This is a genomic window from Limnohabitans parvus II-B4, assembly GCF_003063455.1.
Taxonomy (GTDB): domain Bacteria; phylum Pseudomonadota; class Gammaproteobacteria; order Burkholderiales; family Burkholderiaceae_C; genus Limnohabitans_A; species Limnohabitans_A parvus.
On record NZ_NESN01000001.1, the window covers coordinates 788,384 to 810,307 of the forward strand.

Sequence of the window (21,924 nt, forward strand, 5' to 3'; positions counted from 1 at the left end):
CATGAGCGCGCCGCAGCTTGAAACCCTGCGCCAGCGCGTGCAGGCCTGCACCACCGACCAAGACGTGGCCGATTACCAGCGCGATGGCGCGGTCTGCATCCGCAATTTGTTCACACCCGAAGAAGTTGCCCTGCTGCGGGACGGCATCGAGGCCAACCTGGCCCACCCCAGCCCACGCGGCATGGTGGCCAGCAGGCCGGACGACCCGGGGCGATTTTTTGAAGACTTTTGCAACTGGCAGGACATCCCACAGTTCAAGCGCTTCATTTTTGAAACGCCCTTGGCCACACTGGCCCAGCGCCTAATGCAAAGCCAGACGGTGCGCCTGTACCACGACCACCTGCTGGTCAAAGAGCCCGGCACGCGCCAGCGCACACCCTGGCACCAAGACCAGCCCTATTACAACGTGGACGGCCTGCAAAACATCAGCTTCTGGATTCCGGTGGACCCGGTGTCTCGCCCGTCCACGCTGGAGTTCATCGCGGGCTCACACCGTGGTCCCTGGCTCATGCCGCGCACCTTCATGACGAACCAAGCCAAATGGTTCCCTGAAGGCTCCCTGGCCGAGTTGCCCGACATCGACAAGCACCGCCAAGACTTCCCCATCCTCGGCTGGGACTTGCAGCCGGGCGACTTGGTGTGTTTTCACATGCTCAGCCTGCACGCCTCAGCAGGCGTTGACGGCACGCAGCGCAGGCGCGTGTACTCGGTGCGCTTTTTGGGTGACGACATGACGCACGCGCCGCGCCCTTGGGTCACCTCGCCGCCCTTCCCCGGGCTGGACCAAGAGCTGCCTGCAGGCGTGCCGATGGACCATGCGCTGTTTCCTTTGATGGCGGGAACTTAACCCCGTTTCAGATACACCTTGACGAAACTGCTCTTGAGCTGATCCGCCTGTGCGGGCAAAGCGCCCAAATTCCCTGCTTGTGCCAATGTCAGCAGTTCATCGAGGTTTTTGCGAATGGCCTGGATTTCGGCGTCGTTGGCTTCCAATTCCACAGGTTTGAATTTCTCGCTCAGCACGGGATACAGTTGTTTGACTTTTTCCGCGTCCTTGGCGTTGGCTGCGTCCAAGATCAACTCCATCGCATCATGGAAGTCCACCAGCGCGACAGCCAGCATGGAAAACCCATTGCGCTTGAAGATGTCCTGAAACACGGGGCGGATTTTTTCCAAATCCAGGTGCGCCTGATGCAGATCACCATCGCGCACCAGGGGCTCAACGGCAGCCATGATCACGGCCACCTGCTGCAAATCGGTCACCAGTTGGCGGTCGGCCCTGAGGGCATGGGGTTGATAAGCGCTGTATTTGCGCTGAAAAGCCGCATAGCCTGACACCATTTTTTCCCAATTCGCCACAGCCGAGTCGCGCTCATTTTTGCCCGTCAAAAACAAGGTTTGTTTGTAAAAGTGGTTCATCGCATTGAACTCTTCCAAAAAGAGTTTGCGACTGAAAAACGCGCTGCCATAACTGCCCCCCACGAGCAATGCCAACAAGGCCAGCCACCCCAACCAGCGCCAGATAGGGCGTACTTTGCCACCGGAAAGTTGGGCCGTACCCACGCCCAGTATTCGGTACAGGGGGCAAAACTGCACACCCGCCGTGACCACCAGCACCAGCGCCCCAGCGTAGGCGGCCCATTGCCCGGCCCTGAAAGCCAGAAATAGCCCCATTGCGCCAGAACGATGGCCAAAGCCAGACGACACCAGCGGTCGATCGGATGGATGTTTTTCATTGCAAAACCTTGTGTTGGACCACCTGAAGGTTTTCGGTGGTGTCGAGATTCAGTATCCAACCGCATGCCTTTGTCAGAATTGATCCTGATCACGCAGCAGGCATCTTTTTCATGCCCCCCTGCACCGGGGTATTCCCTGAGGTCAAACACGGATATTTTGTATACAGTTTGGAACACAAAGAAGCACACATCTAGTTTCTTTGCGGTTTTCACCTCTGTTTACTTTTCAGGAGAGCCCTCCATGAGTTCAACCATCCACCCCGTGGACGAGCATTTGCCCAATGGCAAGCTCGCCGCTTTGGGCCTGCAACATGTGCTGGTGATGTATGCCGGCGCTGTGGCAGTGCCCCTGATCGTGGGCCGCGCCCTCAAACTGAGCCCGCAAGACGTGGCTTATTTGATTTCGGCCGACCTGTTTTGCTGCGGTCTGGTCACCTTGATCCAATCGCTGGGTGCCACCCAGTGGTTTGGCATCCGACTGCCTGTGATGATGGGCGTGACCTTTGCATCCGTGGCGCCCATGGTGGCCATGGCCAACGCCAACCCCGGCGAAATGGGGGCGCAGCTGATCTTTGGCTCCATCATTGGTGCGGGCATCATCTCGATCCTGATCGCGCCGCTGGTCAGCCGTCTTCTGCGTTTCTTCCCGCCTGTGGTCACTGGCACCATCATTGCCGTGATTGGCATCAGCCTGATGCGCATCGGCATCAACTGGATCTTTGGCAACCCCTTTGGCCCCACAGCCCCCAGCATCGTGACGCCTGAGCACAAGCAGTGGCTCGATGCCGCAGCGGCCGCCGCCAGTGCGCCCGGCTCCACCCTGCCCGCCATTCCCAAAGACCTGGCGCTCTTGCCCAAGATGCCCAACCCCAAATACGCTGACCTGACGGGCGTGGGGATTGCCACACTGGTGTTGGTCTCCATCATGTTGATCGCACGTTACGCCAAAGGCTTTTTGGCCAACATCTCGGTGCTGCTGGGCATCGTGATCGGTGGCGTGGTGGCCACGGCCATGGGCCTGATGAACTTCGACAAAGTGGGCAAAGCCGCTTGGTTCGACGTGATCACGCCTTTCCACTTCGGCATGCCCGTGTTTGAGCCTGTGCTGATCCTGACCATGACTTTGGTCATGATCGTGGTGATGATCGAATCGACCGGCATGTTCCTCGCCCTGGGCGAGATGACCGACAAAAAGGTCGACCAAGCTGCCCTCACACGCGGCCTGCGCACCGACGGTCTGGGCACGCTGATCGGTGGCATCTTCAACACCTTTCCCTACACCAGCTTCTCGCAGAACGTGGGCTTGGTCGCCGTCACCGGTGTCAAGAGCCGCTTTGTGTGTGTGGCCGGTGGTTTGATCTTGGTGGCGCTGGGTCTCTTGCCCAAAATGGCTGCATTGATCGAATCGCTGCCCACCGTGGTCTTGGGCGGTGCGGGTCTGGTGATGTTCGGCATGGTGGCCGCCACCGGTATCCGCATCCTGGGCGGTGTGGATTTCAAGAACAACCGCTTCAACGCCATGATCGTGGCCATCTCGATTGGCATTGGCATGATCCCGCTGATTGCCCCCAACTTCAAACAGTGGATGCCGCACGGTCTGCACCCCCTGATCGAGTCGGGCATCTTGCTGGCCTCCATCAGTGCGGTGATCTTGAACCTGTTCTTCAATGGCGCCAGCGGTGACAACCGCGATGCGATCGAGGCCGCCAAGCAGGCTGAGGCGCATTGAGTTCTGGCGACTGAAGTCATGGATACCCGGTCAAGCCGGGTATGACAAATGAAGCGCGGGTATGACAAATGAAGCGCGGGTATGTCAGGCATTTGTCACCCCCGACCTGATCGGGGGTCCATGCCTTTTGCCTTTGTCACCCCCGACCTGATCGGGGGTCCATGCCTTTTACCTTTGTCACCCCCGACCTGATCGGGGGTCCATGCCTTTTGCCTTTGTCACCCCCGACCTGATCGGGGGTCCATGCCTTTTGCCTTCGACCACCATGGATACCCGGTCAAGCCGGGTATGACAGATGGAGCGCAGGTACGACCGGTGAAGGGCATGACAGAAAACAGCAATGTCACCAAAACCCCAAGTTGGTGCATTCATCCAGCCAAATTGCACCAAAAATGAGAATTTCTAGGGGATGGCCCTGACATGGTTCGTCAGACCCATGGTCGATAATGGCACCGATTTTGCTAGACAAGATTCACCGTTTATTGACCCTGGAGCCCCTCATGAACAAGCGTTTCTTCCTCAAGGCCACGGCCGCATTGACAGCAGCCGCCTCTTTTGGGCTGGCGCAAGCCCAAACCACTCCAATCAAATTCCAGCTCGACTGGCGCTTTGAAGGCCCCTCGGCTTTCTTCTTGCTGCCCGCAGCCAAAGGCTACTTCAAAGACGCCAAGCTCGACGTGACCGTGGACTCGGGCAACGGCTCGGGTGGCGCAGTCACCCGCGTGGCTTCGGGCACTTATGACCTGGGCTTTGCCGACCTGGCCGCCCTGATGGAATTCCACGCCAACAACCCCGACGCTCCCAACAAGCCGGTGGCCATCATGATGGTCTACAACAACACCCCCGCTTCGGTGATGGCTTTGAAGAAGTCCGGCATCAAGACCCCCGCCGATTTGGCTGGCAAGAAGTTGGGCGCCCCCGTGTTTGATGCTGGCCGCCGCGCCTTCCCCATCTTCCAGAAAGCCAACGGCATTGGCAACGTGGCTTGGACTGCGATGGACCCACCTCTGCGCGAAACCATGTTGGTGCGCGGCGATGTGGATGCCATCACCGGTTTCACTTTCACCTCGCTGCTGAACATCGAAGCGCGTGGCGTGAAGGCGGACGACGTGGTGGTCATGCAGTACCCCGACTTTGGCGTCAAGCTCTACGGCAACGCGATCATCGCCTCGCCCAAGATCCTGAAAGAAAACCCAGCCGCGGTGAAAGCCTTCTTAAGCGCATTCACCAAGGGCGCGAAAGACGTGATCGCTGATCCAGCCAAAGCCATTGAATCGGTGAAAGCGCGTGACGGCATCATCAATGTGGCGCTGGAAACCCGCCGCCTGCAACTGGCCATCGACACCGTGATCAACAGCCCCTCGGCCCGCGCCGAAGGCTTTGGCCAAATCAACGGCCCCCGCATGACGCTGATGGCTTCGCAAGTGTCGGACGCCTTCAACACCAAGACCCGCGTGAAAGCAGACGACATCTGGAACGGATCTTTCTTGCCCGCCGCCAAAGAGCTGGACATCTTGCCCAAGGGCAAGAAGTAATCCAGCGCCAGCTTCGGGGCATGCTGCCCCGGCGCTCCGAGCCCACCGCCACTCTGCACGGGTCGGTGGGCTTTTACAGGGCGTAGCGTGTATACACTTTCGAACACCATCTCCAAGTTTTCACCATGACCCAAGACGCATTCGTTGATTTCCAGAATGTCTGGCTGGCCTACAACGACGAGTTGCTGGCGCAAAACCACTTCGCCGTCGAAGACATCAATTTGCAGGTCAAGCAAGGTGAGTTCATTGCCATCGTCGGTCCCTCGGGCTGCGGCAAATCCACCTTCATGAAGCTGACCACGGGCCTGAAGATGCCGAGCAAAGGCCGCATCCTGGTGGATGGTCAGCCCGTCACTGGCCCGCTCAAGATCAGCGGCATGGCGTTTCAAGCCTCATCGCTCTTGCCTTGGCGCACCACGCTCGACAACGTGCTCTTGCCGCTCGAAATCGTGGAGCCCTACCGCTCCAACTTCAAGCAAAAAAAGGCCGAATACGTCGAACGCGCCCGCAAACTGCTGAACACCGTGGGCTTGGCCGGTTACGAAGACAAATTTCCTTGGCAACTGTCGGGCGGCATGCAGCAACGCGCCAGCATCTGCCGCGCCCTGATCCATGAACCCAAAATGCTGCTGCTGGACGAGCCCTTTGGTGCGCTCGATGCCTTCACGCGTGAAGAGCTGTGGTGCATCTTGCGCGACCTGTGGACCGAGCAAAAGTTCAACGTCATCTTGGTCACGCACGACCTGCGCGAGTCGGTGTTTTTGGCCGACACGGTGTATGTGATGAGCAAGAGCCCTGGCCGCTTCGTGGTCAAGCGCGAGATCGACCTGCCGCGCCCGCGTGATCTGGAGATCACCTACACCCCCGAATTCACCAACATCGTGCACGAGCTGCGCGGCCACATCGGTGCCATGCGCAAGACCGGCGCGGCGATCAACCAATGAGCGGGAGTCATTTCATGAACAACAAAACCCTCGAACGCTGGGCCCCTTGGGCTTTGCTGGTCCTCAGCATCCTGATCTGGGAAGGGCTGTGCCGCGCCTTCAACGTGTCGGAATTCGTCTTCCCCAGCCCCTCGCGCATCGCGCAGCAAACCATCGAATTCAAAGAAGTGATCGCCGGTCACGCCTGGCGCACCTTCTGGGTGACCATGGTGGGCTTCGGCATCGCCATCGTGGTGGGTGTGCTGTTGGGCTTTGTCATCGGCAGCTCACGTCTGGCCTATGCCGCCGTGTACCCGCTCATGACCGCCTTCAACGCCTTGCCCAAAGCGGCCTTTGTGCCCATCTTGGTGGTGTGGTTTGGCATCGGCATCGGCCCGGCCATCTTGACGGCTTTCTTGATCAGCTTTTTCCCCATCATGGTCAACATTGCCACCGGTCTGGCCACGCTGGAGCCTGAACTGGAAGACGTGCTGCGCGTGTTGGGCGCCAAGCGTTGGGACGTGCTGGTCAAAGTCGGCCTGCCCCGCTCCATGCCTTACTTCTATGGCTCGCTCAAAGTGGCCATCACCCTCGCCTTTGTGGGCACCACCGTGTCCGAGATGACGGCTTCGAACGAAGGCATTGGCTACCTGCTGATCTCGGCGGGCTCGGCCATGCAGATGGGTCTGGCGTTCTCTGGCTTGGTGGTCGTGGGCGCGATGGCCATGGTCATGTACGAGCTGTTCAGCTACATCGAAAAGCACACCACCGGATGGGCGCATCGCGGCTCGCAAGGCGAATGAATTTGGCGTGGGTCAAGGCATGACCTGGCACGCCAGCCTCACGCTCGACTACACCCTGGAGTCTGAGCGCAGCGTTGCGCGCTACCTGCACAACGGGCCGCTGCGCATCCTGCAAAGCCTTTACCCGGAAGGCGATGCGGTGTGCCACAACGTGCTGGTGCACCCGCCCAGCGGCTTGGTGGGCGGCGACATGCTGGACATGAAGGTGACCGTAGGTGCTGGCGCACATGGCTTGGTCACCACCCCTGGTGCTACCCGCTTTTACCGGTCAGACGCGGGCCTGGCCACCCAGCAAGTGCACGCCCGGGTGGAAGCCGATGCCCGTCTGGAATGGTTGCCGCTCGAGGCCATCGCCTACAACCAATGTGATGCGCTCAACCGCGCCGTATTTGACTTGGCGCCTGGCGCAGAAATGATGACCTGGGACATCTCCGCGCTGGGCCTGCCCGCTGCCGACCTGCCCTTTGCGCAAGGCACGTTCCGCCAACACATGGAAGTCTCTGGTGTGTGGCTGGAGCGCGGCACTATCAGCGCCACCGACACCCGATTGATGAACAGCCCGCTGGGCCTGGCTGGGCAGCGATGCATGGCCACGCTGGTGTTTGCAGCGGGCAGTGCCATCGCGGCTGAACGCAGCGAACGCGCTTTGGCCTGTGCGCGTGAACTGCTCGAAGCGTCTGAACTTCGCCTGACCGCCGGGGCCACATCGCCGCACCAACAGGTCATCGTGCTGCGCGTGTTGTCACCCGTGACCGAGCCTGCCATGCAGCTGCTGCGTCAAGTGTGGGCGGCCTGGCGGCTTGAGATGTGGCGCATGAGCGGCACCGTGCCCAGGCTTTGGAATTTGTAGTCATTAGCGGATGAGCTTCCAGACTGAAGCCACCGACCTGCCCCTGATTTTGTCACCCCCGACTTGATCGGGGGTCCATGGCTTTCGGTGGCCATGGATACCCGCATTCGCGGGCATGACAACAAAGGGGACATCCTCCTTGATTTTGTCACCCCCGACTTGATCGGGGGTCCATGTCTTCGGCATCCATGGATACCCGCATTCGCGGGCATGACAATCAAGGGGACATCCTCTCTGATTTTGTCACCCCCCGACTTGATCGGAGGTCCATGTCTTCGGCATCCATGGATACCCGCATTCGCGGGCATGACAATAAAGGGGACATCCTCCCTGATTTTGTCACCCCCGACTTGATCGGGGGTCCATGGCTTTCGGCATCCATAGATACCCGCATTCGTGGGCATGACAACTAGGCTGCGTCAAATCGCCACCAACTGTTGGATGTTCTTTTCCTTCATCTCGCTGCCAGGGCCTCGGGCGATCACCTCACCGCGCTCCATCACCAAATACTGGTCAGCCAGTTCTTCGGCGAAGTCGTAGTACTGCTCGCACAGCAACACCGCCATGCGCTGGCCTTGCAGGCCCACGTCAGCCAGTTGGCGGATCACGCGGCCGATGTCTTTGATGATGCTGGGCTGGATGCCTTCGGTGGGTTCATCCAGGATCAGCAAGCGCGGCTTGGCCGCCAGAGCGCGGGCGATGGCCAACTGCTGTTGCTGGCCGCCTGACAAATCACCACCTCGGCGGTGCAGCATTTGCTTGAGCACCGGGAACAGCTCGAACAACTCGGGCGGTATCGGTGTGCCACCGGGCTGTGTGGCCAAGCCCATGCGCAGGTTGTCTTCGACCGTCAAACGGGCAAAGATTTCTCGACCCTGAGGCACATAGCCAATACCGGCCGCCGCACGTTCGTAGGGTTTTGCCTGTGTGATGTCTTGCCCAGCCAACGTGACGCTGCCGCTTTTGATCGGCACCAGGCCCATGAGCGATTTGAGCAAGGTGGTTTTACCGACGCCGTTGCGGCCCAGCAAGACGGTGACTTGCCCCTGCTCGGCAGACAGGCTCACATCGCGCAGGATGTGGGAGCCGCCGTAATACTGGTGGATGTTATTGACTTCAAGCATGTTTCATTCTTCAAGTAGGTCGGACCTTCAGGTCCGACATAAGCCAATTCGAAAATGGATCCCGGATCAAGTCCGGGATGACGCACGGGAGTGACGGGTGGCATGACGTAAGAGATGACGCACAGGGGTGACGGGTGGCATGACGTAAGGGATGACGTTTCTGGGTCGATGTGCTCATGGTCAGCGCCCCAAATAAACTTCAATCACCCGCTCGTCGGCTTGCACCTGATCGAGCGTGCCCTGGGCCAGCACCGAGCCGTCGCACAGCACGGTGACGATGTCCGAGATGGTGCGAATGAAGCTCATGTCGTGCTCCACCACCATCAGCGAATGCTTGCCTTTGAGGGTCAAAAACAACTCGGCGGTGCGTTCTGTTTCATGGTCGGTCATGCCCGCCACTGGTTCGTCCAGCAACAACAGCTTCGGGTCTTGCATGAGCAACATGCCGATCTCCAGCCATTGCTTTTGACCGTGGCTGAGCGTGCCCGCCTGCACCCGCACGCTGTCTTGCAAATGGATGGTGTGGAGCACTTCGGCCAGGCGATCGCTCTGGCGCGAATCGAGCTTGAAGAACATCGAGGCCTTCACGCCTTTGGGCGTTTTCAGCGCCAACTCCAGGTTTTCAAACACCGTGAGGTGCTCGAACACCGTCGGCTTTTGAAACTTGCGGCCAATGCCCAGCTGCGCAATTTCGGGTTCGTTGTGGCGCAGCAAATCGATGGTGCTGCCAAAGAAGACGGTGCCTTCGTCCGGGCGAGTTTTGCCGGTGATGATGTCCATCATCGTGGTCTTGCCCGCGCCGTTGGGGCCGATGATGCAGCGCAGCTCACCCGGCGCAATGTCGAGCGACAGCTTGTTGATGGCCTTGAAGCCGTCAAAGCTCACGCTCACGTCTTCCAGGTACAAGATGCGGCCGTGGGTCACGTCCACTTGCGCTGTATCTTGCACCACACGGCCATAGCCTGCGCTGCGGCCACCGGACTCGGTGGCTTGGCTCACCAGCTTGGCGTGTTCGGCCACACGCTGGGCCCCTTGTTGCAAGAGATCGGGCGTCATGCGGCACCGCCTTTCTGATCGGTAGATGGCGGAGGAGCAGTCATCCCCGGCTTGACCGGGGATCCTGGGCCTGGATTCCCGCTTTCGCGGGAATGACGTAAATGTTTAAGGAAGCCTTGGCGTGCACGGACCAAGCCCACCACGCCTTGCGGCAAATACAAGGTGACCGCGATGAACAGCGCACCCAAAAAGTACAACCAGAACTCAGGCGCTGTGACCGTCAACCAGCTCTTGGCACCGTTCACCAGAAAGGCCCCCACAATCGGGCCGATCAAGGTGCCCCGGCCACCCACAGCGGCCCAAACTGCGATCTCGATCGAGTTGGCAGCGCTCATCTCACCCGGGTTGATGATGCCCACTTGCGGCACATACAAAGCACCTGCAATGCCACACATCACGGCCGAAATCACCCAGATGCTGAGTTTGTAAGGCAAAGGTGAATAGCCCGAGAACATGACGCGCGTTTCGGCATCGCGAATGGCCAGCAACACGCGGCCATATTTGCTGCCCACCAACCAGCGCGAGAACAGGTAAAAGCCAAGCAGCGTCAAGCCGGTGATCACAAACAGCCCCATGCGCATGCCCGGTGTAGCGATCGGCAAGTCCAGAATGCGCTTGAAATCGGTGAAGCCGTTGTTACCACCAAAGCCGGTTTCGTTTCGGAAGAACAGCAGCATGGCCGCATACGTCATGGCCTGGGTGATGATGGAAAAATACACCCCTTTGATGCGCGAGCGGAAGGCGAAATAGCCAAACACAAAGGCGATGACACCGGGCACCAGCACCACCAGAATCAAGGTGGCGATGAAGCTGTCCGACAGAGCCCAGTGCCAAGGCAACTCTTTCCAGTCCAAAAAGACCATGAAGTCGGGCAAGTCGCTCTTGTAGTTGCCGTCCTGGCCGATCTGGCGCATCAGGTACATGCCCATCACGTAGCCACCTAAAGCGAAGAACAGGCCGTGCCCCAGCGACAAAATGCCGGTGTAGCCCCAGATCAGGTCCATGGCCAGGGCGCAAATCGCGTAGCACATGATCTTGCCAATCAAGGCGATGGCGTAGTCGCTCAGGTGGAAGACACTGCCTGCAGGCACCAGCAGGTTGAACGCCGGTGCCACGACACCGACCAGGATCAGCGCCAGCAAGAACACCGACCAAGCTTTGCGAGCCAGCAAGGGGGCTACAGCAGGTAATTGGAATTTTTTCATGGTCATGCTCATATTCATGCTTCAGCACTGCGCCCCTTCATCGCGAAGATGCCCTGGGGGCGCTTCTGGATGAAGACGATGATGAACACCAGCACGCAAATCTTGGCCAGCACAGCGCCAGTCCAGCCTTCGAGCAACTTGTTGACCAAGCCCAGGCCCAGCGCGGCATAGACCGTGCCCGCCAGCTGGCCCACGCCACCGAGCACCACCACCATGAACGAGTCCACGATGTAGCTCTGGCCCAGATCAGGACCAACGTTGCCCACTTGGCTGAGGGCGCAACCGGCCAGGCCGGCAATGCCCGAGCCCAATGCGAAGGCATAGGTGTCGATGCGGGCGGTGTTGACGCCCATGCACGACGCCATGGGGCGGTTTTGCGTGACGCCACGGACAAACAAGCCCAAGCGCGTTTTGCCGATCAAAAGCGCCATGCCCACCAACACTGCGGCGGCAAACACGATGATGAGCACGCGGTTCCAAGGCAATTGCAGGTTGGGCAACAGCTCCCACGCGCCGCTCATCCACGAAGGGTTTTCGACGCCCACGTTTTGCGCACCAAACAAGCTGCGCACACCTTGCATCAGCACCAGACTGATGCCCCAGGTGGCCAGCAGGGTTTCCAGTGGGCGGCCATACAAATGCTTGAGCACGGTGCGCTCCATCACGGCGCCCACCAAGGCCGAAGTGAGGAATGCGACAGGAATGGCCACGAGCAAATAAGCGTCAAACGCACCGGGCAGGTAATTTCGGAACAAGGCTTGCACCACATAGGTGGCATAGGCCCCGATCATCATCAACTCGCCGTGCGCCATGTTGATCACGCCCATCAGGCCATACGTGATGGCCAGCCCCAGTGCCACCAGCAGCAAGATGGAGCCCAGGCTGGCACCCGTGAACAACGCACCCAAGCGTTCGCCCCAGCGCAAGCTGTTCTGCACAGCGGCCAAGGAGGTCTGAATTTGTTTCTTGACCGAAGGCTCTTGCTCATCAGCCAGGCGCTGGTTGAGCAACAACAAGGTCTCTGGCTGTTTGCTGTCGGCCAGCTCGCGGGCGGCCAGCAAGCGGTCATTCGGTGCATCGCTGGTCAGCAGCGCTGCAGCGCGGGCCTGTCGCACCAAGCTTTGCACGGTGGGATCTTTTTCGGCCGCCAAGGCTTTGTCGAGCAATGGCTTTCGGCTGGCATCGGGCTCTTTGAGCAAGGACAATGCAGCCAGGCGGCGCACTTTCACATCAGGGCTGAACAACTTGAGCGCCGCCAAAGCGGTGTCAAGTTCGCCACGCAGGCGGTTGTTCAGCATCACATCGTCGGCATCATCAGGTACGGGCACCGATTGACCTGTGACCGGGTCTGTGCCCTGGCCATCGCGCACCATGATCACCTCGTCCTTGCTGATCTTGACGACATCGTCAGACAGCGCCTGCAGATAGACTGCCGTTTTTTCATCGCCTTGGGCCACTGCTTTGGCCAAGGCTTCTACGCGGGCATCGCTCTCCCCGGTCGCCATGCCACGGGCCTCCTGAATCGTCAGGGCGTGCGCAGCCGTCAAGCACCACACCGCGCTGGCGATCAACGCGCCTTTCACCATCCATCTTTTCATTTTTCTCATCTCATGTTCAGCAGTTGCTCGCCAAGGCAAACTTAGGCATGAAATGGATTCCCGCGTGCGCGGGAATGACAGTTTTTTCATCAAACTCATGAATGACAAGTGTCGTGTCATCCCCGCGAATGCGGGGATCCATCTCGTTGACTGTCATGGATTCCCGCCTGCGCGGGAATGACCTTCAAACCCATCACTTCTTGACAGGTTCGTCAGGCTTGACGTCGTTGCCAGGGATATAAGGGCTCCATGGCTTGGCTTTCACTGGGCCAGGTGTCTTCCAGACCACGTTGAACTGGCCGTCGGCCTTGATCTCGCCGATGAACACCGACTTGTGCAGGTGGTGGTTTTTCTCATCCATCTTGCTGGTGATGCCGCTCGGTGCCTTGAAGGTTTGACCGGCCATCGCTGCAATGACTTTGTCGGTGTCGGTGGACTTGGCTTTTTCAACCGCTTGCTTCCACATGTTGATGCCGATGTAAGTGGCTTCCATTGGATCGTTGGTCAAAGCTTTGTCTTTGTGACCAGCGATGCCCTTGGCCTTGGCATAAGCCGCCCACTTTTTGGTGAACTCGTCGTTGGCAGGGTTCTTGATGCTCATGAAGTAGTTCCATGCCGCCAAGTGACCGACCAAAGGCTTAGTATCCACGCCACGCAGCTCCTCTTCACCCACCGAGAACGCCACCACGGGCACGTCTTTGGCCTTCAGGCCCGCGTTGCCCAGTTCTTTGTAGAAAGGCACGTTGGAGTCACCGTTGATGGTGGAGACCACAGCGGTTTTGCCGCCAGCAGAAAACTTCTTCACATCGGCCACGATGGTTTGGTAATCGCTGTGGCCAAAGGGGGTGTATTTTTCGTCGATGTCCTTGTCAGCCACGCCTTTGGACTTGAGGTAAGCGCGCAAGATTTTGTTGGTGGTTCGGGGGTACACATAGTCGGTGCCCAACAAGACCCAGCGCTTGGCTGCCCCGCCTTCTTTGCTCATCAGGTAGTCCACTGCAGGAATGGCCTGCTGGTTGGGCGCAGCACCGGTGTAAAACACGTTTTTGGACAGCTCTTCACCTTCATATTGCACGGGGTAGAACAGCAGGCCGTTCATTTCTTCCACGACGGGCAAAACCGATTTGCGCGACACCGAAGTCCAGCAACCGAAGATGACCGAGACCTTGTCTTGGCCCAGCAGCTGCTTGGTTTTCTCAGCAAACAAAGGCCAGTTGGAAGCAGGGTCAACAATCACAGGCTCCAGCTTTTTGCCGAGCACGCCACCCTTGGCGTTGATCTCGTCAATGGCCATGAGCACGGTGTCTTTCAACACGGTCTCGGAGATGGCCATGGTGCCCGACAAGCTGTGCAGCACGCCCACCTTGATGGTGTCAGCGGCCAGTGCCTGGACCGAAAAAGTCAAACTGCCAGCCACCAAGGCTGCGGCAGTGGCGAGGGCTTTGAGATTGCCACGACGGTTCATCATGAGATCACTCCAATCAGGAAAGTAGGTTTTCAAACACGCGGAGACTTGCAACGCTGGACTTGCTGTTGCAATCACCGTGCCAACCCACGGGAGAACCCTCGCGACCACCCCATGCGCATGGCGTTTCCCTAGAAATTTTCCAAGCCGCTATAAAGGGCACGCTCTTTGCTTGATTGGATTCATTCAATGCACCAACTCTTTCAGAACGCACCAAAATGGAACTCACCCCTCGTGAAAAAGACAAGCTGCTGATCTTCACAGCAGGCCTTTTGGCCGAGCGCCGCAAGGCACGCGGCCTCAAGCTGAATTACCCCGAAGCCATTGCGCTGATCAGCGCTGCCGTCATGGAAGGCGCACGGGACGGCAAGACCGTGGCCCAACTCATGAGCGAAGGCCGCACCGTTTTGACGCGTGCCGACGTGATGGACGGCATCGCAGAAATGATCCCCGACATACAGGTGGAAGCCACTTTTCCGGACGGCACCAAATTGGTGACCGTGCACCAACCCATCGTTTGAACATTGCAAAGGAACACCCCATGAAAAATCTGGCTCGGACACTTTCTTTCGCCCTTTTGAATCTGGGCACGGCCGCTTGGGCACATGACGGGCACAGCCTCGGTGGTTCGCACTGGCACAGCACCGATGTGCTGGGCTTTGTGGTCGCAAGCGCCTTGGTGGCCCTGGCGGTTTACTTCGGCAAAAAGTGAGTCCCGCATGACCCCCGGAGAACTTTTGATTGACCCCGGCCAGCACGCCCTGAACGTGGGCCGCCGCACCTGCACGCTGGTGGTGCAAAACGCCAGCGACCGCCCCATTCAGGTGGGCTCGCATTACCACTTTGCCGAGACCAACGCGGGCCTGCGCTTTGACCGCGCTGCTGCACGCGGCATGCGCCTGAACATCGCCTCCGGCACCGCCGTACGCTTTGAGCCCGGCCAGCAACGCACCGTGGAGCTGGTGGACTACGCAGGTGACCGTGTGGTGTATGGCTTTCGGGGGCTGGTCCAAGGTGGACTTGAAAGCACACCATGACGCTTTTCATCACCGCTTTTCTTTTGGGATTGATCTTCAACGCCGCACCCGGCCCCGTATTTGTTGAGACCATCAAACAAGGTGCCAAAGGTGGTTTTCACGCTGCTTTGCAAACCCAATTGGGTTCCTTGGTTGGCGATGCCTCATGGGCTATTCTGGGTCTTACCGGCATTGGCTTGCTGATACAAATCGCTGTGGTGCGCATACCCCTGGGCTTGGCTGGTGCGGGCTACCTGCTTTATTTGGCATGGGACAGCTGGCGTACCGCTTGCTCTGAAGACACCATTGGATCTCGCACAGAACTTCAAGTCAGACCCGCATTCAGACGGGGCATGTCTCTGTCGTTGACAAATCCACAAAACTTGGCTTTTTGGGCTGCCATTGGAAGCACCCTGGGCGGCTTGGGCATTGCTGAGCCACAGACCACCGATTACATGACCTTCATGGCAGGTTTCATGGCCTCATCGCTGATCTGGTGCTTTGTTTGCGCCGCAGCCGTGGCAAGCATCCTTCGTCAGGTCAGCAACCAATGGACAAAATTAACTTACCGCTTGTGTTCGGTCAGTTTGCTGGTGCTCGCGCTAACTTCGTTGAACGACCTGATGAGTCCCGTTCATGCCCATGACCCATTGAGTGACATGGCCACCCCCTCGCATCCTCAGAAAGGTACCTGACATGGCCCACATCGACAAACGTGCTTATGCCGAAATGTTTGGCCCCACCGTGGGCGACCGCGTTCGCTTGGCCGACACAGCCTTGGTGATTGAGGTTGAAAAAGACTTCACACTGCAAGCGGGTGGCTACGGTGAAGAGGTGAAATTTGGCGGCGGCAAAACCATCCGTGACGGCATGTCGCAATCACAGCGCACCAACGCCGAGGGCGCGATGGACTGCGTGCTCACCAACGCGCTCATCATCGACCACTGGGGCATCGTCAAGGCCGACATTGGTTTGCGCGGCAACCGCATCGCCGCCATTGGCAAAGCGGGCAACCCCGACACACAACCGGGTGTCGACATCGTCATCGGCCCAGGCACCGAGATCATCAGCTGCGAGGGATTGATCGTTACCGCAGGCGGCATCGACTCGCACATCCATTTCATCGCACCCCAGCAGATTGACGAAGCACTGGCCAGCGGCGTGACCACCATGCTGGGCGGCGGCACAGGCCCGGCCACCGGCACCTTTGCCACCACCTGCACACCCGGGCCCTTCAACATCGAACGCATGATGCAGGCGGCCGATGCCTTCCCGATGAACCTGGGCTTTTTGGGCAAAGGCAACGCCACCTTGCCTGCTGCGCTGCACGAGCAGATCAGCGCAGGCGCGATTGGCCTCAAGCTCCACGAAGACTGGGGCACCACGCCAGCGGCCATCGACAACTGCCTGAGCGTGGCCGAAGAAACCGACACACAAGTGGCCATCCACACCGACACGCTCAACGAGTCGGGCTTTGTGGAAGACACGGTGGCCGCCTTCAAGGGCCGCACCATCCACACCTTCCACACCGAAGGCGCGGGCGGCGGGCATGCGCCCGACATCTTGAAGGTGGTGGGCGAGGCCAATGTGCTGCCGTCCTCCACCAACCCCACACGGCCTTACACCATCAACACGCTCGACGAGCATGTGGACATGCTCATGGTCTGCCACCACCTGGACCCGGCCATTGCCGAAGACCTGGCCTTTGCCGAAAGCCGTATCCGCAAGGAAACCATTGCGGCCGAAGACATCCTGCACGACCTGGGCGCCATCAGCATGATGAGCAGCGACAGCCAGGCCATGGGCCGGGTGGGCGAGGTCATCATCCGCACCTGGCAAACCGCACACAAAATGAAACAGCAGCGCGGCAGCCTGCCCGGCGACACCGACCGCCATGACAACGCCCGCGTCAAACGCTACATCGCCAAATACACCATCAACCCCGCGATTGCGCACGGCATGAGCCACGAAGTGGGCAGCATCGAAGTGGGCAAGTGGGCGGATTTGGTGATCTGGAAGCCCGCGTTTTTTGGTGTGAAACCGGCGCTCATCATGAAAGGTGGCTTCATCGCACTGGCCGCCATGGGCGACCCGAACGCCTCCATCCCCACGCCACAGCCGGTACATTACCGCCCCATGTTTGGCAGCTTTGGCGGCGCGCTGTCGCGCAGCTCGCTGACCTTTGTATCGCAAGCCGGTTTGCAGGCGGGCATTGGGGCGCGTTATGGCCTGCAAAAAACCTTGTCGGCCGTGAAGAACATCCGCCAAGTGGGCAAAAAGGACATGGTCCACAATGACTACGCGCCCCGCATGGAAGTCGATGCCCAGACCTACGCGGTGCGTGCCGACGGCCAGTTGCTGGTGTGCGAGCCCGCCGCCAGCCTGCCGATGACGCAACGCTACTTTTTGTTCTGATGATCACTTGCTCCAAACTCATGCCCCAAGGCCGTGGCCTGGCCCGTGTGCTGGTCCAGCGCGCCAGCACCATCACGCTCGACTGGGATACCCGCCAGAAGAGCCGCTTTGACACGACCGACAGCACGGGCCGCCAACTTGGCGTGTTCCTACCACGGGGCACCGTGGTGCGCGGTGGCGATGTGCTGGTGGCCGAAGACGGCTCTCTCATTCGCGTAGAGGCCGCACCCCAAGAGGTTTTGCGCATCACCGCTTGCAGCGAACACGGCAGTGCCTTTGACCTGACCCGCGCCGCCTACCACTTGGGTAACCGGCATGTGCCGATTGAGCTGAAACCCGACCACCTCAAGATCGAACCCGACCATGTGCTGGCCGACATGCTGCGGGCGATGCACATGACGGTGGTGGCCGTGTCTGAGGCTTTCGAGCCAGAAAGTGGCGCGTATGGTGACCACGGCGGGCATTCGCACGGCGGTCATGGACATAACCACGACCACGGTCACTCGCACAGCGACAACGCAACGACTGCCGAGCCGCATGCGCACGGCCCCGGCTGCAAGCATGAGCACTGACAGCGCCCCGTCTGGCTTGCTGCAACTGATCTGGCTGGCATCGCCTGCGCTGCCGATTGGTGGCTTCTCGTACTCCGAAGGTCTCGAAGCCGCCATCGAACAAGGCTTGGTGCACAACGTGCAAAGTGCCACCGACTGGGTGGTGGACCATCTGCACCTGACGCAGTCGCGCGGTGACATGGCGGTGCTGGCGCAAGCCATCCCCGCATGGCAGTGCGGCGACACCGCCCGGCTGCAAGCCCTGAACGATTGGGTGATGGCCACTCGCGAAACCGCCGAAATGCGCTTGCAAGCCGAACAGATGGGCCGCTCCTTGCTCGACTGGCTGCGCAACTTGCAGCAAGCCAGCGATGCGCAACTGAACTGCTGCGCCCAATTGCCCCCCACCTATCCCCTGGCCATGGCGCTGGCTTTGTCACTGGCCCAGGCCCCGCTTGCCCAGGCCTTGCAGGCCTGTGCCTTTGGCTGGGCCGAGAACATGACCCAGGCCGCCCTCAAAGCCGTGCCTCTCGGCCAAAGCGCGGGCCAGCGCATGCTGGCGCGGCTGGCCCGCGAGATACCTCTGGCCGTGCAAACGGCCATGCAAACCAACGACGAAGACCGGCAAGCCTTCAACCCCATGCTGGCCATCCTGTCGGCCCGCCACGAAACCCAATACTCCCGAATTTTTCGATCATGAACAGCACATCCTCTTCTACACTGCACCACATCCCCCACCGCACCAAAAAACTGCCGCCCCTGCGCGTGGGCATTGGCGGGCCGGTCGGCTCCGGCAAAACCACGCTGCTCGAAATGCTGTGTAAAAACATGCGCGAGCGCTGGGACCTGATCGCCATCACCAACGACATCTACACCAAGGAAGACCAGCGCCTGCTCACCGTGAGCGGTGCACTGCCTGCCGAGCGCATCATGGGCGTGGAAACGGGCGGCTGCCCACACACCGCCATCCGAGAAGACGCGTCCATCAACCTCGAAGCGATTGACCGGATGCTGGAAAAATTTCCGAACGCCGATGTGGTTTTCATTGAAAGCGGCGGCGACAACCTGGCCGCCACCTTCAGCCCAGAACTCTCCGACCTCACGATCTATGTGATCGACGTGGCTGCGGGCGAAAAGATCCCGCGCAAAGGCGGCCCGGGCATCACCAAGAGTGATTTATTTGTCATCAACAAGACCGATCTGGCCCCGCATGTGGGCGCAGACCTGCAAGTGATGCGTGACGACACCCACCGCATGCGCCCCAACCCGGAAACGCGTCCCTGGGTCATGACCAACCTCAAAACGCTGGATGGCCTGGCCGACGTGGTGGCCTTCATCGAAAAGCGCGGCATGTTGTCTGCGGCTTAAATGGCTTTTGATGGGGGGCGATGCTGGAACAGCCGGAATCGGTGATTTAACTCGTTACAATCTGGCCCCAAGGAAGCGTGGCAGAGTGGTCGATTGCACCGGTCTTGAAAACCGGCGACTCGAAAGGGTCCGTGAGTTCGAATCTCACCGCTTCCGCCAGACCCCCTATCTAGGGGGTTTTTTTACGTCCATACATTTCATTTAAGTCATTGATTTATATGTAATTTATGTCCGATTTGGTCCTGCTGAGTCCAGTGAAATCGCATTTTTCTATGATGGTATAGTTGATGGTATAGATTTTTCGAAGCTTAAAAATGCCAAGAATTGCCAAGCAGCTGGGCGCCCTTCAAGTAAGGCAACTGACCAAGCCAGGTTTTCATGCAGTTGGTGGAGTAGCTGGGCTCTATCTGACCGTGAGCGAATCAGGTGCACGCTCTTGGATCCTTCGCACCTTCATTGGCCTTAAACGATCAGATGTTGGATTGGGCTCATTCCCAGCTGTGAGCTTGGCTATGGCGCACCAAAAAGCTCAAGCCCTCAAGGATCAAATCAAATCCGGTGTCAACCCCATCTCTGAGCGCAGACAACAGCGACAAAAGATTGAATGGACATTTGACAAGTGCGCCAGTGACTACATCGAGCTACATCGCAGCAGCTGGAAGAACAAAAAACACGCTGCTCAATGGGTCAGCACACTTCAAACCTACGCAAGCCCCTTGATTGGACGTAAACATGTTCGAGAAGTGACGGTGAATGATGTCCTAGGAGTCATTGAGCCACATTGGCAAACGAAAAATGAAACGATGGTCCGACTCCGCAACCGCATTGAGCTGGTGTTGAGTTGGGCTGCTAGCCGTGGCTACAGATCTAAGGAGAATCCGGCCCAGTGGCGTGGCAATCTACAACATTCGCTGCCTAAACCATCTAAGGTTAATATGCGTAAACATCACGCTTTTATCCCAGTGAAAGAGATGCGTGCATTTGTTCAACGTCTAGAGTTGGTCGAAGGCAAGACAGCAAAAGCATTGAAATGGGTCATCCTGACTGCATGCCGCTCGGGTGAGGCCCGTGGCGCAGTCTGGTCCGAAATTGACCTACAGGATGGATTGTGGAAAATTCCTGGACATCGAATGAAGTCAGGACGCGACCACACTGTGCCACTGACCTCAGAGGCCCTGAAACTGCTTCAAACACTGCCGCGTTTTGCAACGGACGACGATCAGCAAGATTACATTTTCCCTGGGCGAAGCGGCAAGCAACTTTCCGATATGAGTATGACTCAACTCATGAGACGCATGGGCGCAAATGCCGTGCCGCACGGTTTCCGTGCAAGCTTCACAGTATGGGCATCCGAGATGACTAATTACGAAGTTGAGCTTCGAGAAATGGCTCTTGCTCATGCATTAGATGACAAAACGATCGAAGCATATCAACGAACTACATTGGTTGAAAAACGTCGAAAAATGATGGCTGAATGGTCAGAGTTCCTTTACTCTTAACAAAACCATTTCAACATCAATCGAAACGATCAAACCACTCTTCACACCAGTGCATTAGTTGCTTGTCGGTGTGAATTTTTGAAAGCCGCGCCGCCCTTACAAAGGCTATAGCGCTCGTCGATAGTTTTCGATATTCGAATTAAATCGAATGAACTTCTATCGGAAACCAGGTCACGCGCCCCATAAGCAAAACGCCCAACTATGGCATGAATATGCATGTGACGGCGGTCTGCATGCACAACGCAATACAAAGCAAGTCGATGATCTATAGCCAACATATCGAGAATATCCAACGCGATGCGAAGAGCTCCGACATACGTTCCTTCATCGGAATTTTTTTCATTGAAGTCCAGGCTCTTCAATGCATTTCTTGAACGATAGCGAGGTGGGATACTCATGATGACATGTGTGCAAAGATCGTGCGGCCTCGAATCACCAATACGCGCGCTCAGGACTGAACTCGTCAATTGCTTAGCTATATCGGTTGCCGACTCTTCCATCTCACCCCCAAACGGATTGTGGCGTTGAATCAAATTTCGGCAGAAAGGCGGACCAGCCAATCTCACCAGCGATTGACCAGGCCCTCGACCGACAAGAAGATAGCGAATGAGCCTTGAAATTTCACAGACACGCTGCCTCTGTTTTGCTGTATAGCAATTGATTTTGATCAGCATTTATACATACCCGAAAGACGTTGCAAACACGTCATGGTCTCACTGATAAGCAATCGAACATGATCTCTGCGCCTGCGAGTGATGCGCACTTCTAGACTCGCAGCTGCATAAGCCAGGCGCATCACGAGGTTAGACATCTCTGCAAGCTCCTCTGTTCGCATGTGCTTTTGCGCATTCGACATAGTGAGTTGATGGCTTGAATTTCCTAACATCTGCTGAATAGCTGTCCTGATCAAAGCACTTCTGGCGCAGTGGCGTCGCTTGGCTTCAGCCTTCAAATTGCGGATCTCGTCCTCAGTCAGCGCAACACTTGTAGGTTTGAGTTTTTCCCTTTGGATACGTTTGACTTGGACCTTTTTCGATGCCTTGCTAACAGG

At 58.2% G+C, this 21,924-nt stretch carries 23 protein-coding genes and 1 tRNA gene; 16 read left to right on the forward strand and 8 right to left on the reverse strand.

Translation table 11 applies throughout. The features are described 5' to 3' along the window. Position 1 precedes the first annotated feature (1 nt). On the forward strand, positions 2-847 hold the full coding sequence (locus B9Z37_RS03645) for a phytanoyl-CoA dioxygenase family protein (protein ID WP_108311639.1): 846 nt from the start codon (positions 2-4) through the stop codon (positions 845-847). Here B9Z37_RS03645 and B9Z37_RS03650 read toward each other — a convergent pair. Then, the gene (locus B9Z37_RS03650; protein ID WP_108311640.1) at positions 844-1,674 is read right to left on the reverse strand and encodes a YgaP family membrane protein; all 831 of its coding nucleotides are present in this window, start codon (positions 1,672-1,674) and stop codon (positions 844-846) included. The genes B9Z37_RS03645 and B9Z37_RS03650 overlap by 4 nt on opposite strands. 303 nt (positions 1,675-1,977) lie before the next feature. On the opposite strand from B9Z37_RS03650, the gene B9Z37_RS03655 reads away from it, so the two are divergent. The 5 genes from B9Z37_RS03655 to B9Z37_RS03675 all read left to right on the forward strand — a co-directional run bounded on the left by B9Z37_RS03655 (position 1,978) and on the right by B9Z37_RS03675 (position 7,576). After that, positions 1,978-3,465 carry a nucleobase:cation symporter-2 family protein gene (locus tag B9Z37_RS03655; protein WP_108311641.1) on the forward strand — a complete coding sequence of 496 codons (1,488 nt, stop codon included), beginning with the start codon at positions 1,978-1,980 and terminating at the stop codon, positions 3,463-3,465. A gap of 500 nt (positions 3,466-3,965) precedes the next feature. Next, the gene (locus B9Z37_RS03660; protein WP_108311642.1) at positions 3,966-5,000 is read left to right on the forward strand and encodes an ABC transporter substrate-binding protein; all 1,035 of its coding nucleotides are present in this window, start codon (positions 3,966-3,968) and stop codon (positions 4,998-5,000) included. 125 nt (positions 5,001-5,125) lie between these two features. Beyond that, entirely contained in the window at positions 5,126-5,944 is an 819-nt protein-coding gene (locus B9Z37_RS03665; RefSeq protein WP_108311643.1) for an ABC transporter ATP-binding protein, read from the forward strand. 14 nt (positions 5,945-5,958) lie between these two features. Beyond that, entirely contained in the window at positions 5,959-6,726 is a 768-nt protein-coding gene (locus tag B9Z37_RS03670) for an ABC transporter permease (protein WP_108311644.1), read from the forward strand. Between the two features lie 19 nt (positions 6,727-6,745). Continuing rightward, the gene (locus tag B9Z37_RS03675; protein ID WP_108311645.1) at positions 6,746-7,576 is read left to right on the forward strand and encodes an urease accessory protein UreD; all 831 of its coding nucleotides are present in this window, start codon (positions 6,746-6,748) and stop codon (positions 7,574-7,576) included. A 419-nt stretch (positions 7,577-7,995) separates the two neighbouring features. Here B9Z37_RS03675 and urtE read toward each other — a convergent pair whose 3' ends face one another. From urtE to urtA, 6 genes are all read right to left on the reverse strand, one after another. Continuing rightward, on the reverse strand, positions 7,996-8,700 hold the full coding sequence (gene urtE, locus B9Z37_RS03690) for an urea ABC transporter ATP-binding subunit UrtE (RefSeq protein ID WP_108311648.1): 705 nt from the start codon (positions 8,698-8,700) through the stop codon (positions 7,996-7,998). Positions 8,701-8,880: 180 nt separating this feature from the next. Next, the gene (urtD, locus tag B9Z37_RS03695; RefSeq protein WP_108311649.1) at positions 8,881-9,756 is read right to left on the reverse strand and encodes an urea ABC transporter ATP-binding protein UrtD; all 876 of its coding nucleotides are present in this window, start codon (positions 9,754-9,756) and stop codon (positions 8,881-8,883) included. After that, the gene (urtC, locus tag B9Z37_RS03700) at positions 9,753-10,961 is read right to left on the reverse strand and encodes an urea ABC transporter permease subunit UrtC (protein ID WP_407067215.1); all 1,209 of its coding nucleotides are present in this window, start codon (positions 10,959-10,961) and stop codon (positions 9,753-9,755) included. Before urtC ends, urtD begins: the two co-directional genes overlap by 4 nt. Positions 10,962-10,975: 14 nt before the next feature. Next, on the reverse strand, positions 10,976-12,559 hold the full coding sequence (urtB, locus tag B9Z37_RS03705) for an urea ABC transporter permease subunit UrtB (protein ID WP_108311650.1): 1,584 nt from the start codon (positions 12,557-12,559) through the stop codon (positions 10,976-10,978). 16 nt (positions 12,560-12,575) lie between these two features. Further along, positions 12,576-12,716, reverse strand: a complete 141-nt coding sequence (locus B9Z37_RS14550; protein WP_205872532.1) for a hypothetical protein — start codon at positions 12,714-12,716, stop codon at positions 12,576-12,578. Between the two features lie 36 nt (positions 12,717-12,752). Then, the gene (gene urtA / locus B9Z37_RS03710; protein ID WP_108311896.1) at positions 12,753-14,024 is read right to left on the reverse strand and encodes an urea ABC transporter substrate-binding protein; all 1,272 of its coding nucleotides are present in this window, start codon (positions 14,022-14,024) and stop codon (positions 12,753-12,755) included. 218 nt (positions 14,025-14,242) lie between these two features. Here urtA and ureA point away from each other — a divergent pair, with 218 nt between their 5' ends. The 10 genes from ureA to B9Z37_RS03755 all read left to right on the forward strand — a co-directional run bounded on the left by ureA (position 14,243) and on the right by B9Z37_RS03755 (position 20,873). Continuing rightward, on the forward strand, positions 14,243-14,545 hold the full coding sequence (gene ureA, locus B9Z37_RS03715; RefSeq protein WP_090138429.1) for an urease subunit gamma: 303 nt from the start codon (positions 14,243-14,245) through the stop codon (positions 14,543-14,545). Between the two features lie 20 nt (positions 14,546-14,565). Next, positions 14,566-14,736: a hypothetical protein gene (locus B9Z37_RS14415; RefSeq protein ID WP_167394308.1), complete on the forward strand. Its 171-nt coding sequence runs from the start codon at positions 14,566-14,568 to the stop codon at positions 14,734-14,736. Positions 14,737-14,743: 7 nt separating this feature from the next. Beyond that, positions 14,744-15,061 (forward strand): urease subunit beta, encoded by a 318-nt coding sequence (locus B9Z37_RS03720; protein WP_108311651.1) that lies wholly within the window; start codon positions 14,744-14,746, stop codon positions 15,059-15,061. Continuing rightward, a complete protein-coding gene (locus B9Z37_RS03725) occupies positions 15,058-15,735 on the forward strand; it encodes a LysE family translocator (protein WP_108311652.1) in 678 nt (225 codons plus the stop codon). Before B9Z37_RS03720 ends, B9Z37_RS03725 begins: the two co-directional genes overlap by 4 nt. 1 nt (position 15,736) lies before the next feature. Then, positions 15,737-17,455 carry an urease subunit alpha gene (gene ureC, locus B9Z37_RS03730; RefSeq protein ID WP_108311653.1) on the forward strand — a complete coding sequence of 573 codons (1,719 nt, stop codon included), beginning with the start codon at positions 15,737-15,739 and terminating at the stop codon, positions 17,453-17,455. Further along, a complete protein-coding gene (ureE, locus tag B9Z37_RS03735; RefSeq protein ID WP_108311654.1) occupies positions 17,455-18,027 on the forward strand; it encodes an urease accessory protein UreE in 573 nt (190 codons plus the stop codon). Before ureC ends, ureE begins: the two co-directional genes overlap by 1 nt. Next, positions 18,017-18,706: an urease accessory protein UreF gene (locus B9Z37_RS03740; RefSeq protein ID WP_108311655.1), complete on the forward strand. Its 690-nt coding sequence runs from the start codon at positions 18,017-18,019 to the stop codon at positions 18,704-18,706. The genes ureE and B9Z37_RS03740 overlap by 11 nt, the downstream gene beginning before the upstream one ends. After that, the gene (gene ureG, locus B9Z37_RS03745; protein WP_108311656.1) at positions 18,703-19,374 is read left to right on the forward strand and encodes an urease accessory protein UreG; all 672 of its coding nucleotides are present in this window, start codon (positions 18,703-18,705) and stop codon (positions 19,372-19,374) included. Before B9Z37_RS03740 ends, ureG begins: the two co-directional genes overlap by 4 nt. Positions 19,375-19,445: 71 nt before the next feature. Then, positions 19,446-19,533: transfer RNA gene (locus B9Z37_RS03750), tRNA-Ser, on the forward strand. Between the two features lie 155 nt (positions 19,534-19,688). Continuing rightward, positions 19,689-20,873, forward strand: a complete 1,185-nt coding sequence (locus tag B9Z37_RS03755) for a tyrosine-type recombinase/integrase (protein WP_108311657.1) — start codon at positions 19,689-19,691, stop codon at positions 20,871-20,873. Positions 20,874-20,914: 41 nt separating this feature from the next. Here B9Z37_RS03755 and B9Z37_RS14290 read toward each other — a convergent pair whose 3' ends face one another. Then, positions 20,915-21,547: a hypothetical protein gene (locus tag B9Z37_RS14290; protein WP_146179692.1), complete on the reverse strand. Its 633-nt coding sequence runs from the start codon at positions 21,545-21,547 to the stop codon at positions 20,915-20,917. Positions 21,548-21,924 lie beyond the last annotated feature (377 nt).